The organism is Streptomyces lacrimifluminis, from assembly GCF_014646095.1.
GTDB classification, from domain to species: domain Bacteria; phylum Actinomycetota; class Actinomycetes; order Streptomycetales; family Streptomycetaceae; genus Streptomyces; species Streptomyces lacrimifluminis.
Map to the genome: position 1 here is coordinate 135,171 of NZ_BMMU01000006.1, position 19,616 is coordinate 154,786.

16 protein-coding genes are annotated in these 19,616 nt (G+C 72.0%); 10 read left to right on the forward strand and 6 right to left on the reverse strand.

Going from position 1 to position 19,616, the window contains the following annotated elements:
* Positions 1 to 158: 158 nt before the first annotated feature.
* Positions 159 to 1,400: an ROK family transcriptional regulator gene (locus tag IEY89_RS12045; RefSeq protein ID WP_189147479.1), complete on the reverse strand. Its 1,242-nt coding sequence runs from the start codon at positions 1,398 to 1,400 to the stop codon at positions 159 to 161.
* A 175-nt stretch (positions 1,401 to 1,575) separates the two neighbouring features.
* Entirely contained in the window at positions 1,576 to 2,820 is a 1,245-nt protein-coding gene (locus tag IEY89_RS12050; protein WP_189147346.1) for an FAD-binding protein, read from the reverse strand.
* Between the two features lie 149 nt (positions 2,821 to 2,969).
* On the opposite strand from IEY89_RS12050, the gene IEY89_RS12055 reads away from it, so the two are divergent.
* Both IEY89_RS12055 and IEY89_RS12060 read left to right on the forward strand, forming a co-directional pair.
* Positions 2,970 to 4,292, forward strand: a complete 1,323-nt coding sequence (locus IEY89_RS12055) for a radical SAM protein (RefSeq protein WP_189147347.1) — start codon at positions 2,970 to 2,972, stop codon at positions 4,290 to 4,292.
* A gap of 263 nt (positions 4,293 to 4,555) precedes the next feature.
* The gene (locus tag IEY89_RS12060) at positions 4,556 to 6,049 is read left to right on the forward strand and encodes a cellulose-binding domain-containing protein (protein WP_189147348.1); all 1,494 of its coding nucleotides are present in this window, start codon (positions 4,556 to 4,558) and stop codon (positions 6,047 to 6,049) included.
* A gap of 85 nt (positions 6,050 to 6,134) precedes the next feature.
* Here IEY89_RS12060 and gnd read toward each other — a convergent pair whose 3' ends face one another.
* A complete protein-coding gene (gene gnd / locus IEY89_RS12065) occupies positions 6,135 to 7,577 on the reverse strand; it encodes an NADP-dependent phosphogluconate dehydrogenase (RefSeq protein ID WP_189147349.1) in 1,443 nt (480 codons plus the stop codon).
* A gap of 317 nt (positions 7,578 to 7,894) precedes the next feature.
* Between gnd and rsgA the strand changes: the two genes are divergently transcribed.
* The 3 genes from rsgA (at position 7,895) to IEY89_RS12080 (ending at position 11,270) form a co-directional block, all read left to right on the forward strand.
* Positions 7,895 to 9,052 (forward strand): ribosome small subunit-dependent GTPase A, encoded by a 1,158-nt coding sequence (rsgA, locus tag IEY89_RS12070; RefSeq protein WP_189147350.1) that lies wholly within the window; start codon positions 7,895 to 7,897, stop codon positions 9,050 to 9,052.
* Between the two features lie 278 nt (positions 9,053 to 9,330).
* Entirely contained in the window at positions 9,331 to 10,746 is a 1,416-nt protein-coding gene (locus IEY89_RS12075) for a bifunctional transcriptional activator/DNA repair enzyme AdaA (RefSeq protein ID WP_189147351.1), read from the forward strand.
* Positions 10,743 to 11,270 (forward strand): methylated-DNA--[protein]-cysteine S-methyltransferase, encoded by a 528-nt coding sequence (locus tag IEY89_RS12080; protein ID WP_189147352.1) that lies wholly within the window; start codon positions 10,743 to 10,745, stop codon positions 11,268 to 11,270. The genes IEY89_RS12075 and IEY89_RS12080 overlap by 4 nt, the downstream gene beginning before the upstream one ends.
* 13 nt (positions 11,271 to 11,283) lie before the next feature.
* Here IEY89_RS12080 and IEY89_RS12085 read toward each other — a convergent pair whose 3' ends face one another.
* Positions 11,284 to 11,655 (reverse strand): PPOX class F420-dependent oxidoreductase, encoded by a 372-nt coding sequence (locus IEY89_RS12085; protein WP_189147353.1) that lies wholly within the window; start codon positions 11,653 to 11,655, stop codon positions 11,284 to 11,286.
* A 129-nt stretch (positions 11,656 to 11,784) separates the two neighbouring features.
* Here IEY89_RS12085 and IEY89_RS12090 point away from each other — a divergent pair, with 129 nt between their 5' ends.
* The gene (locus IEY89_RS12090) at positions 11,785 to 13,056 is read left to right on the forward strand and encodes an SGNH/GDSL hydrolase family protein (protein WP_189147354.1); all 1,272 of its coding nucleotides are present in this window, start codon (positions 11,785 to 11,787) and stop codon (positions 13,054 to 13,056) included.
* Between the two features lie 104 nt (positions 13,057 to 13,160).
* On the opposite strand, the gene IEY89_RS12095 is transcribed toward IEY89_RS12090, so the two are convergent.
* Entirely contained in the window at positions 13,161 to 13,643 is a 483-nt protein-coding gene (locus IEY89_RS12095) for a DUF456 domain-containing protein (RefSeq protein WP_189147355.1), read from the reverse strand.
* 357 nt (positions 13,644 to 14,000) lie between these two features.
* Here IEY89_RS12095 and IEY89_RS41490 point away from each other — a divergent pair, with 357 nt between their 5' ends.
* A complete protein-coding gene (locus tag IEY89_RS41490) occupies positions 14,001 to 15,914 on the forward strand; it encodes a protein phosphatase 2C domain-containing protein (protein WP_268240730.1) in 1,914 nt (637 codons plus the stop codon).
* 25 nt (positions 15,915 to 15,939) lie between these two features.
* Here the strand turns inward: IEY89_RS41490 and IEY89_RS12110 are convergent, their stop codons facing one another.
* Positions 15,940 to 17,178 (reverse strand): helix-turn-helix domain-containing protein, encoded by a 1,239-nt coding sequence (locus IEY89_RS12110; protein ID WP_189147356.1) that lies wholly within the window; start codon positions 17,176 to 17,178, stop codon positions 15,940 to 15,942.
* 258 nt (positions 17,179 to 17,436) lie between these two features.
* Here IEY89_RS12110 and IEY89_RS12115 point away from each other — a divergent pair, with 258 nt between their 5' ends.
* From IEY89_RS12115 to IEY89_RS12125, 3 genes are all read left to right on the forward strand, one after another.
* The gene (locus IEY89_RS12115; protein ID WP_189147357.1) at positions 17,437 to 18,105 is read left to right on the forward strand and encodes a hypothetical protein; all 669 of its coding nucleotides are present in this window, start codon (positions 17,437 to 17,439) and stop codon (positions 18,103 to 18,105) included.
* Positions 18,106 to 18,195: 90 nt separating this feature from the next.
* Positions 18,196 to 18,711 carry a hypothetical protein gene (locus IEY89_RS12120; protein ID WP_189147358.1) on the forward strand — a complete coding sequence of 172 codons (516 nt, stop codon included), beginning with the start codon at positions 18,196 to 18,198 and terminating at the stop codon, positions 18,709 to 18,711.
* A gap of 442 nt (positions 18,712 to 19,153) precedes the next feature.
* A complete protein-coding gene (locus IEY89_RS12125; protein ID WP_229695193.1) occupies positions 19,154 to 19,570 on the forward strand; it encodes an ATP-binding protein in 417 nt (138 codons plus the stop codon).
* Positions 19,571 to 19,616: the final 46 nt, after the last annotated feature.

A 19,616-nucleotide genomic window follows, 5' to 3' on the forward strand; every position in this document is an offset into this window, starting at 1 on the left:
AATGAGGTTGCGGAGCGGGACGTTAACCTTCGGCTAAGCCTTCGGCAAGGGGTTGGACGAAGCCCGTTCGAAACGTTGCGGACCGTTCGGAATATCGGACGCGGCGGACTGGCGGACCGTCTCAAAGACGGTTCGCGCATAGGTGGTTGAGAGTTGGATCAGACTGGTTTCAGCGGCACCGGAGCGCCGCGCCGGGCGGCCGACGACCGCTGGGTGACCGAGGACAGGGCGCCTTCGAGGGCGAAGGTCGCCGCGCCCAGGCACACCGGGTCCCCGGGGATGGGGGAGAGGACGATCTCGGTGGCCGCCAGGGGCCGTTTCAGCGCGTGCCGGGCCACGGCCTCGCGGACCTCGGCGACCAGCGGCTCGCCGAGCGTGGCCGCGACCCAGCTGCTCAGCACGACGATCTCGGGGTTGAGCAGGTTCACCAGGTCGGAGATGCCGGCGCCCAGATAACGGGCGGTGTCCCGGACCACCTTGACGGCCACCGGATCACCGGCGGCGACCCCACGGGCCAGCGCGTCGACGGTCGCCGTCTGGTCCTCGGGGTGCAGCAGCGCGCCGCCGGGGTCCAACTCCCTCAGGTTCAGCATGATTCCGGGCGCACCGACATACGTCTCGACGCACCCGTGGTTGCCGCAGTGGCACAGGCGCCCGTCCAGGACGAGGGTCGTGTGCCCCCACTCCCCGGCGCTGTTGCTGACCCCCCGGTGCACCCCGCCGCCGATCACCAGGCCGGCGCCGACGCCCGTCCCGAGGTTCACCACGACCGCGTTGGCGTGTCCGCGCGCGGCCCCGAACCACAGCTCGGCCACGGCGCAGGCACGCAGCGGGTTGTCCAGGTGCAGCGGATAGGCGATGTGCTCGGTGAGCAGGTCGAGGAGGGGTACGTCGTGCCAGTCCCAGTTCGGCGCGTACTCGGCGACACCGGTGACCCGGTCCACCTGGCCCGGCACACTCACCCCGACGCCGAGGACCCGGGCGCCCTCGATCCCGGCCTGCGCGACCACCGAACCGACGGCCGTGGTGACATGCCCGACCACCTGCTCGGGGCGGCTCTCGCCGGGGCGCATGTGCTCGGCGGCGCGGGCCAGGACGTTCAGCCCCAGGTCGAACAGCTCGGCCCGGACGTAGGTCTCCGCGATGTCGACGCCGATCAGGGCGCCGCCCGCCGCATTGACGGCCACGAGCCCCCTCGGGCGGCCACCGGCCGAGTCCTCGAAGCCGACCTCGGTCAGCATCCGCAGGTCGAGGAGCTCCCCGACGAGCGTGGCGACCGTGGCGAGACTGAGCCCGGTGGCGGCGGCCAGCTCCTGCCGGGACGTCGGTGACTCGGCGATGATCTGGCGCAGCACCTCGTAGCGGTTCGCGGTGCGGATGTCACGTGATGTGCGCTTCACCACCGGGCTTGCCCCCTCGCCGTGCAGACCTCAGTGCGGATCTGAATGCGGACAGACCGGAGCACGACGGCACCGGCGCGGCGCAAGGCTACGGGCAGTGGGGGAGGTTCGACAAGGGGTTAGGAAAGGGGCTGAAGAAAGTCCCCGCGCACGTGGCGGCGCACCTGGGCCGAGGTCAGTCACCGAGGACCTCCCGCACGAACGCGTTCGTGAACTTCTGCGAGGGGTCCAGGAAGGCCGCCAGCGCCGCGAAGTCCGTCAGCCGCGGATACCGTCCGCGCACCACCTCCGCCGGTACGGCGAACACCTTGCCCCAGTGCGGACGCGCACCGTACGGGTTCAGCGCCGCCTCGACCCGCCGGACCACGGGCAGTACCGCGTCGGTGTCCGCCACCCAGGTGAAGTGGAACGCCACGCTGTCCCGCCCGTACGCCGGACTCAGCCACTGGGTGTCGGCGGCGATCGTCCGGACCTCGCACACCTGGAGCACCGGCGCGACGACCTCCCGGATCGCGTCCAGCGAGCGCAGGGCGTCCAGGGCGTACGGGCGCGGCAGCAGGTACTCCGACTGGAGCTCCTCGCCGCTGCTCGGTGTGAACTCCGCCCGGAAATGCGGGAGTCGCTCGTGCCAGGGCCCCGGCACCCCGAACTGCTCGGTGCAGTTCACGGCCGGCATCCCCGGCACCGGGTGCATCGCCTCGGTGGCGGGCGTGGCCCATGGGAAGTCCGGCCCAGCCTGGTCGGTACGCCGCTTCAGCCACACCTGTCGGAAGCCCGGCGCACGCCAGTCGGTGAACAGACTCACGCTGTACGCGGCGCCCGCCACGGCCTCGAAGTCCAGCCCGTCCAGCGGCAGTTCGGTGAACACGTACTGCTCGACCCCGAAGTCCGCCTCCAGGTCCAGGGTGAGGGCCGTGACCACGCCCAGAGCGCCGAGAGCGGTGACCGCGCCCTCGAACCGTTCCTCGCCCCGCGTGATCGTCACCGTCGAACCGTCCGCCGTGACCAGCTCGACCTCGCGCACCGGGGCGGCGAGCGAACCGTTGCCGACACCCGAACCGTGGGTACCGGTCGCCACCGACCCCGCCACCGAGATGTGCGGCAGGGACGCCATGTTCGGCAGGGCGAGCCCGCGCCCGTGGACGACCCGCGCCAGCTCCGCGTACCGGACCCCGCCCCCGACCCGGACCGTACGGGCCGTCGTGTCGACGTCGACCTCCTGCTCCAGCCCGGCCAGGGAGAGCAGGACACCGCCGTCGCCCGGCTCGGCGATCTCGTTGAAGGAGTGCCCGCTGCCCAGTACCCGCACCCGCGCGCTCTCGGCGACGAGCGCCCGCAGGGCGTCCAGGGATCGCGGTCGGTGCAGCTCCGTGGGCGTGTAGATGATGTTGCCCGCCCAGTTGGTCAGCGTCTCGGCCATCGGGTCCGTCCCTCCGCTCAGGTGCGTCGACCCTCTCACGCAGGGGCGTGGGGCATGCCCGAGGGGCCCCGCGGCCCCGGACGCGCAGGCGGGGGCATACCGTGAGGAGTCGAACGCCGGAGTACCGCCGGAGCTGGAGGAGACACGGGATGGGCAGCCGCACCGCGCTGGTCGAGGATCTGATGGAGCGCTTTCCGCACGTACCGCGGGAAGCCGTCTTCAAAGAGGACCTGCTCAGGGGTGGTGTGGCCTTCGACCCGTCCGCGCTCAGCGACAATGAGGGCGGCGACGTCAAGCCGAAGTCCTACTTCATCTTCTCCTTCGACCATGGCACCCTCCCCGAACTGGGCGAGGCCGCGCTGCGCCGGCCGCCGGAGGAGATCATCCTCACCGGTGGCCCCTACGACCTGCGCCGGACCGTGGTCTCGGTGCGTGTGAACCCCGCCTCGCCCTACCGGGTGGCCGCCGACGGCGACGGCGTGCTCGGCCTCTACCTCGACGGGAAGCGGATCTCCGACGTCGGGGTGCCGCCCATGCCGGAGTACTACCGGCACACCCTCTCCAGCGGGAAGTCCGTCATGGAGGTCGCCCCCACCATCCAGTGGGGCTATCTGATCTACCTGACCGTCTTCCGCGTCTGCCAGTACTTCGGCGCCAAGGAGGAGTGCCAGTACTGCGACATCAACCACAACTGGCGCCAGCACAAGGCGGCCGGACGGCCCTACACGGGCGTGAAGGACGTCGACGAGGTCCTGGAGGCCCTGGAGATCATCGACCGCTACGACACGGCGAAGGCCTCCACCGCCTACACCCTCACCGGCGGCGCCATCACCTCCAAGCTCCAGGGCCGTGACGAGGCCGACTTCTACGGCATGTACGCCAAGGCCATCGAGGAGCACTTCCCGGGCCGCTGGATCGGCAAGGTCGTCGCCCAGGCGCTCCCGAAGGACGACGTACAGCGCTTCAAGGACTACGGCGTGCAGATCTACCACCCCAACTACGAGGTGTGGGACCGGAAGCTCTTCGAGCTCTACTGCCCCGGCAAGGAGCGCTACGTGGGCCGCGACGAGTGGCACAAGCGCATCCTCGACTCGGCGGAGGTCTTCGGCGCGCGCAACGTCATCCCCAACTTCGTGGCCGGTGTGGAGATGGCCGCGCCGTCCGGTTTCACGACGGTCGACGAGGCGATCGCCTCCACCACCGAGGGCCTGCGCTTCTTCATGTCGCACGGCATCACGCCCCGCTTCACCACCTGGTGCCCCGAGCCCACCACCCCGCTCGGCAAGGCCAACCCCCAGGGCGCGCCGCTGGAGTACCACATCCGCCTGTTGGAGGCCTACCGCGCCACGATGGACGAATTCGGCCTCGACTCGCCCCCCGGTTACGGCGAACCCGGCCCCGGCCGCGCCGTCTTCTCCGTCAGTTCCTTCATGGACAGCCTGCCGGCCCGGGATCCGGCGCCGAAGGTCTGAACGGAACACCGCCGCGATCCGTATGGGGGGACGGTGACCATGGTTCAAGGGAACGAATCCGGTCGTTTTTCCCACTTCGCGATTACTTTACGGCGAGCCCGCGTTGACATGTTGCGACATGTGGATACGTCGCTTGTCAGTTGTGCGTGAAACGTGAAAAGCTCGGGCTCCGTTTCGCGAAGCGGTCCCCAACTCCCCTGCTCGTGGGGTCAGTTGACCTTGACGTTGGCGTGTGCAAGCCGTTGATGCTGGAGTCCCCCCATATGCCAGATCTGCCGACCCCTCAGGACGCCGCCGAAGCCGCGCTGTTCTCCGAGTGCTGGGACGCGGTCCTCTCGTACGCCGACCTGTGCACGTCCGGCTCGTCCGCCGGCACCGAACTGGCCGCCGAGGCGTTCACGCACGGTATCCACGCGGCCCGGGCCGCCGACTTCGGTGCCCGCAACACCGGGCGCCGCATACCCCGCCTGCCCTGGATACCCCTGCTGCTGGCGGCGGTTCGCAGTACCGCCGCGTCCTGGGAGGAGACCGGGCACGGCAACCATCTCGACCCCGACCTGCGCCTGTGGCTCAACTCCGACAAGGCGGCCCGGTACGTGGGGCCGCCGCTGCGCCGCCCGCTCGCCCTGCGCGCCCTGCGCGACATGCAGGAACCGGACGCCATCCTGCTCTGGCTGGCCGAGGTGGAGGCGCTGCCACTGCCCCAGGTGGCCCGCCGGCTCGGCCTCGACCCGGAGAGCGTCGCCGAGGAACTCGCCCAGGTACGCGTCCTGTTCAGGGACCGCTGCCAGCGCAACCTGCTCGACACCCCGATGAGCCCCGACTGCCGCCGCTTCGCCCGGCTGCTCGACGCGGTCACCCGGTCGCAGGGCGCCGAGATCCCCGAGGACCTCTCCCGGCACCTCGCGACCTGCGTGGAGTGCGCCGAGGCCGCCGCCTGCCTGCGGCTGTACGGCGGGATCGGCGGGCTGCCCGCCGCGCTCGCCGGCGGCGTCATCGGCTGGGGCGGACTCGCCTACCTGGAACGGCGCCGCCGCGCGGCCGAGGCCGGTCTGCTCGGCGGGCGCTCCGAAGCGGGCATCAACACCGGTCTCACCATCGGGGAGTACCGCCCGCGCATTGGCCGTACCGCGATCCTGGTCGCCGCCGTCATCGTCTCCGCGCTGGCGCTCACGGTCTCGCTGATGCCCTTCAACGGCTCCGGCGACGACCCCTCCGCGAAGGGCGGCGCGACCGACGGAAAGCCCGTGGTGGACCCGGCGTCCGTCCTGCCGTCCGGCCTGACCGTCCCCGCGGGCTCCACCCAGTCCCCGGTCCCCCGGCAGTCGGACCCGGAAACGTCTCCGCCGCCGCCCGCCGACAAGCCCGGCCCGGCGCCCCAGGGCACCTCCACCTCCGCCGCGCGCGGCGAGACGCCGAAGCCGAGCCCCGACAAGAGCGAACCGGTGTCCTGCGAGGTCGAGTACGACCTCGTCAACGAGTGGCCGGACGGCTTCCAGGCCACCGTCAACGTCACCTCCGCGAAGGCCATCGACGGCTGGCGCATCGCCTGGAGCTTCCGCGACGGCCAGCAGGTCGGCCAGATGTGGGACGCGAGCTTCTCCCAGGACGGGGCCCGCGTCACCGCCACGGCCGCCGACTACAACAGGTCCGTCGCGGCCGACGGCACGGTCTCCTTCGGCTTCCTCGCCAGCTGGCAGGGCAAGAACGAGGCCCCGTTCGACTTCACGCTGAACGGCAGCAGCTGCACGAGCTGAACCCTCCGTACGTACCCGGGCCGGCCACGTCGAGCGACACCGCTACGGACGTGGCCGGCCCGTTCCCGCTTCGGCGGGACGGAGGTCAGATCACCTCGGTCTCGCTCCGGTCGGCCCGCTCCCAGAGGGTGTGGAAGCGGCCCTCCCGGTCGGTACGCCGGTAGGTGTGGGCGCCGAAGTAGTCGCGCTGGCCCTGGGTGAGGGCGGCCGGCAGGCGCTCGGTGCGCAGGGTGTCGTAGTACGACAGGGCGGCGGAGAACGCCGGGACCGGGACGCCGTGCCGGGCGGCCGTGGCCACGACCTCGCGCCAGGGAACCTGCGAATCGGCGATCTCCGCCACGAACCCCTCCTCGGTGAGCAGGGTGACCCGGCAGGGATCGGCGGCGTACGCGGCCCTGACCCGGTCGAGGAAGGCGGCGCGCACGATGCAGCCGCCGCGCCAGATCCTCGCTATCGCGCCGAGGTCGATGTCCCAGCCGTACTCCGCCGACGCGTCCAGGATCATCTTCCAGCCCTGGTCGTAGGCGATGAGCTTCGACGCGTACAGGGCGTGCTCGACCAGGCAGGCGAAGCGCTCCGCCTCGTACGCGGTGAGGTCCCAGCTGGTGCCCCCGGGCAGCTCGCGATACGCGGCGCGCAGGGCCCGCTGGCCCGAGGCGGCGCGGGCGAAGGTGGCCTGGGCGATGGCGGTGACCGGGGAACCGAGCTCCAGAGCGGTCCGCACGGTCCAGCGGCCGGTGCCCTTCTGCCCGGCGGAGTCGGCCACCACGTCCACGAAGGGCCGGCCGGTGGCGGCGTCGGTGTGGGCGAGCACCTCGGCGCTGATCTCCATCAGGTAGGAGTCGAGACGGCCCTTGTTCCACTGGCGGAAGATCTCGGCGATCCGCGCGGGTTCGTACCCGCCGACCTGGCGCAGCAGATGGTAGGCCTCGCCGATCAGCTGCATGTCGGCGTACTCGATGCCGTTGTGCACCATCTTCACGAAGTGCCCGGCGCCGTCCGTGCCGACATGCGTCACACAGGGCTCGCCGTCCACCTTGGCACTGATCGTCTCGAACATCGGCCCGAGCGCGGCATACGACGCCACGGAGCCGCCCGGCATGATGCTCGGCCCGTGCAGCGCGCCCTCCTCACCGCCCGAGACACCCACACCCACGAAGTGGATACCGAGCCCGCGCAGCGCCTGTTCCCGGCGGCGGGTGTCGGTGAAGTGGGCGTTGCCGCCGTCGATGATCATGTCGCCGGGTTCCAGGAGCGCGGCGAACTCGTCGATCACCGCATCGGTGGCAGCCCCTGCCTGCACCATGATCATGAGCCGCCGGGGGCGCTCCAGGGCCGCCACGAACTCCTCGGCCGTCTCGGCCGGCACGAAGGCGCCCTCATGCCCGAAGTCCTCGACCAGCGCCTTGGTCCTGGCGGGGGTCCGATTGTGGAGGGCCACGGTGTAACCGTGCCGGGCGAAGTTCCGGGCCAGATTACGGCCCATCACCGCCAGGCCGGTGACGCCGATCTGCGCGGTCGCCTTCATGGTGTGCTCCTTCGCTCGGTGCGGTCCCAACCGCCACACGATCAGTTACGGCTGGCGGGGCCTCAGTTGTTCAGCCGGATATCGGGTGGCGTGGAGAGCGGGGGCGCGCTTAGGGTGAAAGAGCTTTCTGCGACAGCCGTCGCAGGCCGAGTGCTGATGAGTGACGACCAGGAGGTGTGACCCCGATGACTGTCATTGCGATGGGCGCTGCCCGCATCCAGAAGTTCATCAAGTCCATCTCCGTGGCCACCGGCTGACCTTCCACCTTCTCCGCGCCCACGTGCGCGTGCCGGGGCCACCCTTGTGAAGGGTCTCCCTTGACTTCCCTCTCGGCTTCGTCTTCTTCAACCACCTCATCTGCTTCATCCGCTTCGTCCGCCTCCACCGGTTCCGCTCCGTCGCTCCACCCGCTCGTCCCCTACGGCTGGGACGACGCATGGGCCACCGCATACGCCCCGTACGCCGCCGAAGGGCTGCTCGTCGGGCGGGTGATCCGCGTCGACCGCGGCCAGTGCGACGTCGCCACCGCCGACGGAGTGCTGCGCGCCGACACGGCGTTCGTCACCCCGCACGATCCGCTGCGGGTCGTGTGCACGGGTGACTGGGCAGTGGTCGAACCGGTCGGCGACCCCCGTTACGTCCGTACGTATCTGCCGCGCCGGAGCGCCTTCGTACGGTCCACCTCCTCCAAGCGCTCCGAGGGCCAGATCCTCGCGGCCAACGTCGACCACGCCATCATCGCCGTGTCACTGGCCGTGGAACTCGACCTCGGCCGCGTCGAACGGTTCCTGGCGCTGGCCTGGGAATCGGGCGCGCAGCCCGTCGTGGTGCTCACCAAGGCCGACCTCGTACCGGACGCGACGACCCTCTCGTATCTCGTCGAGGACGTGGAGGCCACCGCTCCCGGGGTGCCGGTCCTCACCGTCAGCTCCACCAACGGGGACGGCATCGACGTCCTCGCCGCCGTTGTCGCCGACGGTACGGCCGTGCTGCTCGGGCAGTCCGGTGCGGGCAAGTCGACGCTCGCGAACGCGCTGCTCGGCGTGGACGTCATGGAGGTCCAGGCCACCCGTGACGCCGACGGCAAGGGCCGGCACACCACGACCACCCGCAATCTGCTCGCGCTGCCCGGCGGGGGCGTCCTGATCGACACACCGGGGCTGCGGGGCGTCGGCCTCTGGGACGCGAGCACCGGCGTCGGGCAGGTCTTCGCCGAGATCGAGGAACTGGCCGCCGGGTGCCGCTTCCAGGACTGCGCCCACACGGCCGAGCCCGGTTGCGCGGTGCTGGCGGCGCTCGACTCGGGGACGCTGGCCCAGCGGCGGCTCGAGAGCTACCGCAAGCTGCTGCGGGAGAACCAGTACATCGTCGCCAAGACCGATGCGCGGTTGCGGGCGGAGATCCGGAAGGACTGGAAGAAGAAGGGGGCGGAGGGGAAGGCGGCGATGGAGGCGAAGCGAGGTCGCCAGCGGTAGGGGCACCGGGGCGCGCGGGGGTTTCTCGCCCCCGTGCGCCCTGTCCCTGGGTGCTGCGCCCCAGACCCCCATCGGCCCTGAACGGGCCTTGTCCTCAATCGCCGGACGGGCTGGATGGTGCGGGCCGGCGCTGAACACAGACGATGAACAGGTGGCTGGGCCAAGGCCGCGTCGCGAGGTTCGGGGGCGCCCGGCAGACGTACCGAGACGGGTGGGTGGGAAACGTGGTGTCCGATAGCCGCCAGCCGCACCTCCCTCCGTGACGCAGACTGGACAGCGTGACCGACCAGGACACCAGGTACGCAGCCGTCCGCAGCAGGGACGCCCGGTTCGACGGCGAGTCCCTCTTCGCCGTCGAGACCACCGGCATCTACTGCCGCCCCAGCTGCCCGGCCGTCACCCCGAAGCGGCACAACGTACGGTTCTACCCGACGGCCGCCGCCGCGCACGGCGCCGGCTTCCGGGCCTGCCGCCGCTGCCGCCCGGACGCGGTCCCCGGCTCCGCCGAGTGGAACGTGCGCGCGGACGTCGCAGGCCGGGCGATGCGGCTGACCGGCGACGGAGTCGTGGACCGGGAGGGAGTCGCCGGGCTCGCCGGACGGCTCGGATACAGCACCCGCCAGGTGCAACGTCAGCTCACCGCCGACCTGGGGGCGGGCCCGGTCGCCCTGGCCCAGCGGGCGCACACCGCACGCGTGCTCCTGCAGACCACCGCGCTGCCGGTCACGGAGATCGCGTTCGCCTCCGAGTCCGCCAGTGTGCGCCAGTTCAACGACACGATCCGAACCGTGTACGCGGCCACCCCGAGCGCCCTCCGCGCGATGGCCCCCCGAGCCGTCGTCCCCGCGTCCACGTCCACCCCACCCGGGATCCCCCTCCGCCTCTCCCACCGCGGCCCCCACCACTCCGCCGCCGTCTTCGGCCTGCTCGCCCTCGAGGCCGTCCCCGGCGTCGAGGAGCTGAGCGGCAGCCCGGGCGGCCGTACGTACCGCCGGACGCTGCGCCTCCCGTACGGCACCGGAATCGCCGCCGTCGAGGAGCGTGGGGCCAGGCCCCGGGGCCGCTGGCTGGAGGCCCGGCCGCACCTCACCGACCTGCGGGACCTGACGACCGCCGTACAGCGACTGCGACGCCTGTTCGACCTGCCTCGGACCCTCCCCCATAGCCCTGAACGGACATGGGAGGTGCCCCCAGCCGTCGACGAGCGCCTCGGCGCGGATCCCCGCCTCTCTCGCCTGGTCGCGCTCCGGCCCGGCCTGCGTGTCCCCGGCGCCGCCGATCCGGCCGAACCGGCCGTGCGTGCGCTGGTGGGCAGGACGGCGCGGGAGGGGCTCGTGACGAGGTACGGCAAGCTGCTCGACGCCCCCGTCGGCACCCTCGCCCGTCTCTTCCCCGAGCCGGCGGCCCTGGCGGAGGCCGCCAGGGCGGAGGGCGGCCCCCTCGGCGCCCTCACCGCCGCCCTCGCGGACGGCACCCTGCGGCTCGACCCCGGCGCCGACCGCGACGAGGCCCCCCGCGCACTGCACGCCCTGCCCGGACTCGACGCCCGTACCCTCGCCGTCATCAGGGCCCGTGCCCTCGGCGACCCCGACGTCGCGCCGCCCGGCGTGGACGTGCCCGACACCTGGCGCCCCTGGCGCTCGTTCGCCCTCCATCACCTCATCGCCGCAGGCGAGTGGGAGCCCACATCATGACGACACACCCCGCTGTTTCCGCGACCGCTTCCGTCACCGCCTACTGGACCTTCCTCGACGGCCCGCTCGGCCAACTCCTCCTCACCGCCGACGAGTCGGGCGCGCTCACCTCCCTCTCCGTGCCCGGCCAGAAGGGCGGCCGGAGTGTTGAGCAGGGCTGGCGGCACGACCCCGGGCCCTTCCGGGCGGCGGAAGCGCAACTCGCCGCCTACTTCGCCGGTGAACTCACCGAGTTCCGGCTGGAGTTGCGCAGCACCGGGACGGACTTCCGGCAGCGCGTATGGGATGCCCTCGACTCGGTGCCGTACGGGGAGACCACCACGTACGGGCAGATCGCCGCGCGGATCGGGGCCCCAAGGGCCGCCGTACGGGCGGTCGGTGGGGCGATCGGTGCCAATCCGCTGCTCGTCCTGCGGCCCTGCCACCGGGTGATCGGCGCGGACGGCTCCCTCACGGGATACGCGGGCGGCCTCGACCGCAAGCGTCACCTGCTCGGTCTGGAGGGCGTCCCGCTGACCCCGTGACCGTGACCAGTCCTCAGTTCTCCTCCAGGCCCCAGCTGTGGATGCGCCTCGGATGGACGCGGATCACTTCCTCACTGAAGTGGCGGCCCAACTCGTGCGGGCCAGTGAGGAGTTCGGCCTCACCCCGGATGTCGACACCACGCACCCGCCACGGGCTCAGGCTCACCACGTCGTCGACGACCAGCGCCACCTTCGGGTTCTTCTCCAGGTTGCGCCACTTCTTGGTGGTGCCCATCGACCGACCGCCGATCAGGAGCGTCCCGTCGTCCTGCGGGAAGAAGCCGACGGGGTTCGCCTGTGGCTGTCCATGGGGGTCGACGGTGGCCAGCCGTCCCAGTCGCTGGCTCCGGAGATAGGCACGCTCGGCCGCGCTGAATTCGGTCATGCCGGAAGCCAAACACGACGGCTCCGGCAGGCGCAGCGGAAACGCGGGTGTACGTGCGAACATACGTGCGCGCCGCCATGGGTGTGACATGGCGTTGGCGCGGCCGACCGCTCGGGGAACCATGCGCACATGACCCGCGCGATCATGGTTCGGCACACCCTCGCGGCCCTGGTGACCGCCCTGGCCCTCGCCCCGCCCTCAGCGAGAGCCGACACGGGGAGCACCCCCGCACCGCCCCCGGCCCCTGTCCCGTCTCCCGTGCGGGAAACCCCCGTTCCCCGCGTCTGGACCGGGACCTGGGAGGCCGCCGCCTCCGGGACCGTCCCCGCCAGGCCCGGCGCCACCTACCGCAACGTCCTGCACGTCAGCGTCGGCGGCAGCGCGCTCCGCGTCCGCCTCACCAACCGGCTCGGCACCCGGCCCCTCCGCCTCGGCGCCGTCACCGTCGCCCTCCAGGAACCCGGCGAACCCAAGAGCCCTGACGCCGCGCCCGGCTCGATGCGTACGGCCACCTTCGCGGGCGCCCCCACGGTGACGATCCCGGCGGGCGAGGACCGGGTCACCGACGCCGTCACGCTCGCCGTACCCGCCGACACCAACCTGCTCGTCACGGTCCACACGCCGGGGGACTCAGGCCCGGCGACCTACCACCGCACGGCCAAGCAGACCAACTTCCTCGCCCCGAGCGGAGACTGGGCCGCCGCGGAGGACGGCGACGCCTACACCAAGACCCTCAGCTCCTGGTACTACGTCACCGGCGTCGACGTCCTCGACGCTCCTGCCACCGGCAGTGTGGTCGCGCTCGGCGACTCCCTCACCGACGGCGGCGGCACGACCACCGACACCAACCGCCGCTGGCCCGACCGCCTGGCCGACCGGCTCGCCGCACTGCCCCCGAACCGCCGTCTCGGCGTCCTCAACGCGGGTATCTCCGGCAACCGCGTCCTCCTCGACGGAGTCGGCCCACGCGCCCTGACCCGTTTCGACACCGACGTCCTCTCACGGACCGGAGTGCGCGTGCTGATCGTGTTCGAGGGCATCAACGACATCAACGGCACCCCCGAACAGACCGTCCCGCGCGCCTTCGTGGAGGCCTACAAGTCGCTCGTTGCCCGCGCCCACGCCCGCGGCATCCGCGTCATCGGCGCCACCATCACGCCGTACGGCGGCCACGGCCGGTGGAGCGAGGCCCGCGAGTCCGTACGCCGGGAGGTGAACAGCTTCATCCGCACCGGCGGCATCTTCGACGCGGTCGTCGACTTCGACGCCGCCGTACGGGACCCGGCGTTCCCGCACCGCATGCGCGCCGCCTACGACCCCGGCGACCACCTCCACTTCAACGACGCCGGCATGCGGGCCATGGCCGACAGGATCAACCTGGCCGACCTCAGGGGGCTGTGAGCCGTCAGGGGGCAGGCGTCTGCGAGCGGCTGCGGGCCCCGGCGTGGGGCCCGCCCTCGGCCCAGGGCGGATCCGGTGGCGCGGACGGTACGAGATCCGACGCGTCAACCCCAGAGTGTGGCGCCCAGCCACGCACCCGCGATCAGCAGGCAGGTGAAGAGTTCGACGAAGACGCTGGTGCCGCCCGCCCGCATCACCCGCCGTACCGCCGCCACCGCCTCGCCGTGCCGGCCGAGCCGCAGTCGCTCATGGAGATAGGCGCCGCCCACGAAACCGGGGAACGCGCCGAGCACGGGCAGCAGGAAGAAGCCGAGAAGGGCGCCGATCCCGGCGTACACCGCCATTCGGGGGGTGGCGCCGCCCGCCCGCAGCCGGCGCGGGGGGAGCTGCCAGCGGACCACCTGGGACAGGAACAGCACGCCGGTGGTGCCCACGAGCACCCACCACGAGACCGCCCGCGGATCCTTCAGCGCCCACCACAGGACCGCGGCCCACACGAGCCACGACCCCGGTACCCCGGGCACCAGAACTCCGCACAGACCGAACAGCATGACCAGGCCGATCAGCAGGAGATCCCATGCTCCCATCTGCCCAGAGTGCCGGAGGACGCGGGACACCGCAGGTCAGACGGAAACCGGCCACGACGCGAACCCGCTCGCACACCTCTGTACCACCCGTCCCACCGCCACGGTGTCGCCTCCGCGAACCACAGCGGAACCCAAGGAAAACCGGTCACACTCGGGTCGGAGCGGGCCGGTACAGGCCCGTCAGGCGTCGCCGGGCGGTTCTCCCGTGGGGGGTGGGGCCGCCCGGCGGCTTGTTTCGTACGGACGTTCGACATGTCATCCGACACGCCGTCGAACACGCCGTTCCCGACGGGACACCCCGCCGGATTTTCCTGATGCCCCGTTTTCAACCGGCCCATCCGGTGGACAATTGAGGTCATGAGCCAGCAGGGGGAGAGGTCCACCGGTCACGAGGACGATTGGTGGGGGCAGTTGTACGACGACTCCACCGAGGACACCGGGCCCACGGCCGCGGGCGACTCCCTGGACGACCGGTTCGCCTCGGCGTCGGGCACGGTCGACGCCGCGAAGTCCGATGCGATTCCGGGGCAGGACGGGACAGGCGCGCTGTTCGGGCGAGACACCGTGTCGGGGGACACCTTGGGTGCCTCCGGCGCCCTTTCGGAGTGGGACGAGCCGGGAGCGGGGGCTCCGCCACAGCTGCCGCCACCGCCACCGACACCGCCCTCGCGGCCCGTGCCGCCTCCGATGCCCGTGTCCCGTCCGGTGTCGGCACTTCCGCCGCAGCGGGGCGGTGTCTCCTACGGGACGGCGGACGCGGGGCGGACCAGCGGGCCCAGGCAGCCCCGCGCCCCCTGGGAGCCGCCGGCCGCCATGCCCTCGGGCCCCACGTCCTTCCCGCCGGGCCCCAAGCCCCCGGGCTTCCACGACCGTACGCAGCCACCCGCGCCCGACGCCGCCTTCGTGGACGGGGGTGCCGGATCGGCCCGCGAGAGCGCCCAGGAAGCAGGCGCCGGCATGGCGGAAGCCACGGACGCCGTGTGGGGCGCTCCGCCGCGTCCGGCCGCCGCGGCCGGCTCCGTCTCCGCTTCCACCTCCGCGTCGTCCGGGGAGGGTTTTCCGGACGGGCCGCACTCCGACCGGGCCGCACCGACGACCCGGCCCCCACACGACGCCACCCCCGATCCCGCCCAGGGCGGCCCCCCGGCCAACTCCTCCTTCCTCCTGGCCCGCGCCCTGCGTACCCGCACCCGCCGGGACATCCCCGCGCTGCCGTCCGAGACACCGGAGGCGCAGGAGCCGCCGGAGAGCCCCGGGACACCCGCGCTCCCCTCCTCCGCCCTCACCGTGGACGAACCTCCCGCCACCGTCGACCACGTCGGCTCAGGTCCCCCCACCTACGCCCCCGAACCAACCGCCCTCCCGCCCGCCGACCCCGACGACCTGGGCGACCTCGTCCCGGACACCGTGCTCGACGGGGCGCACTACGGCGCCTCCACACTTCGGGCCGTCTCGCTGCGCGGGGACTCCGCGCGCTTCCGGGGCGAGCCCCGCCGCGACTCCCTGCTCACCGCCCGCTTCGGAACGGGCGACCACGCGCTCGTCCTCATCGCGATGGCGACCGGCGCCCGTGCCACACCGGGCGCGCACCGGGCAGCAGCCGAGGCCTGCCAGTGGATCGGGCGCGCGGTGGGGCGCAGCCATGTCCGGCTCGCCGAGGATCTCCGTGCCGCCCGGCGCGGTGACCTCAAGTCGGGGCTGCACCGGCTCACCGACCGCAGCCTCGGCAAGCTCCGGGCGAGCGCCGCCGAACAGGGCATCGAGCCCGAGGAGTACGCCGCGGGCCTGCGCTGCCTGTTGCTCCCCGCCGACCCGGACTGCCGTACGCGCGTCTTCTTCGGCGTCGGCGCGGGCGGACTGTTCCGGCTCCGGGGCGGCGAGTGGCAGGACATCGAACCGCGGGTCACCGAGCTCCCGGCCGGTGAACCCGTCGTCGGATTCGGTTCGCTGCCCCACGAGACCCCGGACGGGGACCGGCTCACCATGGACCTCGGGATCACCACACCTCCGAGCCCGTACGAGCCCGCCCCCGAACCGCCCCGCGAACCCTTCCGTTTCCGCGCCTCCGTCGCCCGCCCCGGGGACACGCTCCTGCTGTGCACCGGCGGCCTCGCCGAGCCGTTGCGCGGCGAGCCCGAGCTGTGCGAGTACCTCACGGAACGCTGGTCCGGCGGCACCCCGCCCGGCCTCGCCGCGTTCCTGGCGGACATCCAGGTCCGGGTCAAGGGATACGCGGACGACCGTACGGCCGCCGCCGTCTGGGAGAGGTGACGACGGGTTCGGGGGAAAGGGCCGCTCAGTCCGTGCGCAGAACCCACTCGCGCGTCGAGTACCAGTAGCGGGGCAGCCCCTTGATACCGCTGGTCCGGAACGGGCGTCCCGCGTCGTCGATGCGGACGGTGCCGGTGCGGCCCTGGGAGGACCAGTCGAGCTCCAGGTACCAGCGGCAGTCGCATGTCACCGTCCGGGCGGTGACCAGCAGTACCTCCGGGTCCTGGGCGGAGACGCGGTAGGGGAAGCGCACCGCCGGGATCGGCGTCCCCGCATCGGAACCGGGCGCCGAGCGGGCGATGGGCCGGTCCTTGTCGAGGTCGACGGAGAAGTACCGGGGAGTGATCGAGCCGCCGCAGCCCTGGTCCATGGAGTACGCGGTGCCCTCGGCGGGATCGCTCCGCCCGACCACCCGGACCCGGAGTGCCTCCAGGACCACCGCCGTCGAGGTCCGCCCCTGCACCGAGATCTCGACGTTGGTGTCGCCTCCGTGCACCGCGTGCTGGCTCGCCGCCCAGGGAGCGGCGTCCTGTGCGGTGGGCGGCGGTGGGACCTGATCCGGTGCCTTGGCGATGACGTAGTCGTGGCCGCAGCCGAGCGACCAGGCCTGGGAGTTCGCGGTCCAGGTGATCGGCGCGGGGGAGACCTTGGCCGGGGAGGGCGACCGGGTCGAGGGCGCCTCGGACGGGGAGCGGTCGGTGGACAGGGCCGACAGGCTGCCCAGCGTGCCCAGTGTGGCGAGGAGCGTGCCGGCCACGGCCGTGGTGACCGCGATCCGGCGATGGCGGTACCAGGGACGCCGGGCAGCGGGACGGCCGGCGGGAGCGGACACGTCCGGGACGGCGTGCTCTGCGGGGGCGTCCCCCGTATCGGGCGTACACGCTTCGGCGGACGTGCCCGCTTCGGCGGACCTGTCCGGCTCCACGGATGTCTCCGCCTCCACGGATCTGCCCGGTTCCACGGATGTCTCCGGCTCCGCGGATGTCTCCGGTCCTGCCGGTGTACGTGCGCGTTGCCGTGCCGCCACCGCCAGGATCCACCGGCGGTGCAGTTCCACGCGTTCCTCCGGCGACGCCCCGCACAGCGCGGCGAACCGCTCGACCGGCGCGAAGTCCAGCGGGACCGTGTCGCCGGAGCAGTAGCGGTGCAGGGTGGAGGTGTTCATGCCCAGGCGCCGGGCCAGCGAGCCGTAACTGCGGTCCGTACGCCCCTTCAGCCGCGTCAGCAGCGCCGCGAACTCCGCCACGTCGTCGTACGTCGACACACCCTTCCCCCGTCCTCATCCGATCCTCGTGTCCCGGAACCGCATCCCAGGCACTCCATATACCTGCACGTCAGAGGGGGCGGGATGGTTCCACCGTCGCGGATCGCGTGTCGGCCATTGCGGTTGCCCCGGGTGGCGGCCGATGCTGTGGACGTCGCACCGACCGCCGCCGGATCGACCACCCGGCGCGGCGACATCCGACATCACCCAGCCATGCAGAACCGTGCACAGTCGTGCACCCAGACACGGGGGACACCCATGCGTACTCGCCATGCCCAGGCCACCACCGCCACCTCCACCCGGGCCACCAGGGCCGGCCTGATCACCGCGCTCTCCGCACTCACGGCCCTCGCCGCGGCCGGGCTCGCCCTCGCGGCCCCGGCCGGCGCCACCGCGAAGCCGAGCGCCCCGGCCCAGCCCAAGTTCCTCTCGGCCGCCGAACTGCCGCCGCACCCCAGCTCCGCCTGGACGGCGGGCCGGGTCAAGAAGGGGGTCCCGGACGAGCTGAAGTCCTGCTTCGGCGGGGCGCTGCCGGGCCACGACTCCCGTTACCGCGAGTTCCGCACCGAACTGGACACCGGCGCCGTCCAGCTCACGCTCGTCGCCGCCAGCAACGCCAAGGCCAAGGCTCTCGCCGAGCGGCTCAACAAGGACATGCGCTCGTGCGCCGCGCGGATCGAGCAGGCCGACCCCGAGATCGAGGCCGAGTCCAGGGACTACGGCACGCTCGCGGTAGAGGAGGGCGCGCACGTCTACGGACTGCACACCGAGACCTCGTACGGCGCCACCGACATCCACCTTCTGTCGGTAGGCCGGGACGGCCGCGCCGTCACGGTCGTGGAATGGGGCCAGCTGGGTGACTTCACGGGTGCCCCGGTGAAGGCCTTCAAGAAGACGACGACCACGGCGGTCAAGAAGCTCTACTGACCGGCGGTACCGACCGGCCATACCGAGCCGGTTCCAGCGATCAGCGGCTCAACTGATCATCGACTGATCACTCACGGGGAGAACACCGAAATGAACCGCCGCCCCCTCTCTCGCCGGCCCGCCCGCCGTGCCGTCGCTCTCGCCCTCGGTATCGCGGCCGTCACCGCCCTCCCGCTGGCGCTGACCGCCTCGGCCCAGGCGACCCCGGCCCAAGCAGCCGCCTGGGCGCCCCGGACGGTGACCGGCAGCCCGTCCGACTCCGTGACGCGCATCGCCGACTTCTACGGCGCCTGCATCGACGCCCAGAGCGGCCCCGGCAACGGCGGAAAGCTCGCGGCGGAACTCCGCAAGCACTACATCCACCCCGACTACCTGAAGAAGCTGGTCGCCTGGGAGGAGAAGAACCACGCGGACGGTGTCCTGCGCGCCCAGAACGTCCCCGTCCGTTGGACGGTCACCGACAACGGCACCGCCGACCACACGGAGGCCGGCATCACGCTGACCTGGGGCTCGGGGAGCACGGCCGACACCACCAAGCTGGTCGTCGGCACGACCCGGGATCACCGGATCATCCACATCGGCACGAAGGGCATCGGCGGGAAGTGACCTACGGCCGGATCGGCAGCCCGCCCTGGACGGTTCGGCCGATCCACCACTCTCACGCGCCCGTCCATGACTGGACGGGCGCGTGAACTGTCGCAGCGTCCGCTCCAAACGCCCCTCCAGCAGCGCCCGACGGGCACGACCGAGGTCCTGATCCGGCCAGGAACGGTCCGACCAGCCCCGTACATCCGGTCGTTGAGGATTCGACATGACTGCCGTGTTCAGGTCGGGGGCATGGATCCCGTGAACGCGTTCGATCAGGAGGGGACAGTACACCGGCGTCCGGGCGGGGGTCATGAAGAGGCAGGCGCGAGGAGGCGGTCCCGTAGCTATCGGGGCCTTCTCGGTGAAAACGGCGGAGGAAACGACCGAGTACGACGACGGCTACGACGACGACGGCAACGACAACCACGACAACCACGACAACCACGACGACGGCAATGCCATCGGCGATGACGGTGGCGTGCACCGGGGGGAGGCGCCGCAATTGAGGCGCAGGCTGGGCTGTTCGGATCTGCGGGAGGTACCGGAGGCCCGCAGGGCACTGCGTGAGCTGTTGCGGCACTGGGGGAGGCCCGGCAGCTCGGAGATAGCGGAACTGCTCACCAGTGAGCTGGTCACCAACGCGCTGGTCCACACCGACCGTGACGCGGTACTGACGGCGACCGTCTCGCCGCGCGGATTACGCGTGGAGGTACGGGACTTCGTGGGACGCAGGCCGGGACTGCGCGCCCCGAACGCCGAGGACAGCACCAATGGCAGAGGTCTGGTTCTCGTGGAGTCCCTCGCCGACGCGTGGGGAGTGCGGGCGCACGGAGTGGGCAAGGCGGTGTGGTTCGAACTGAACGGGGGCGCGGCCTGAACAGGCCACGCCCCCATGTCGGTAGCGCTCGGTTCGCGCTCAACTC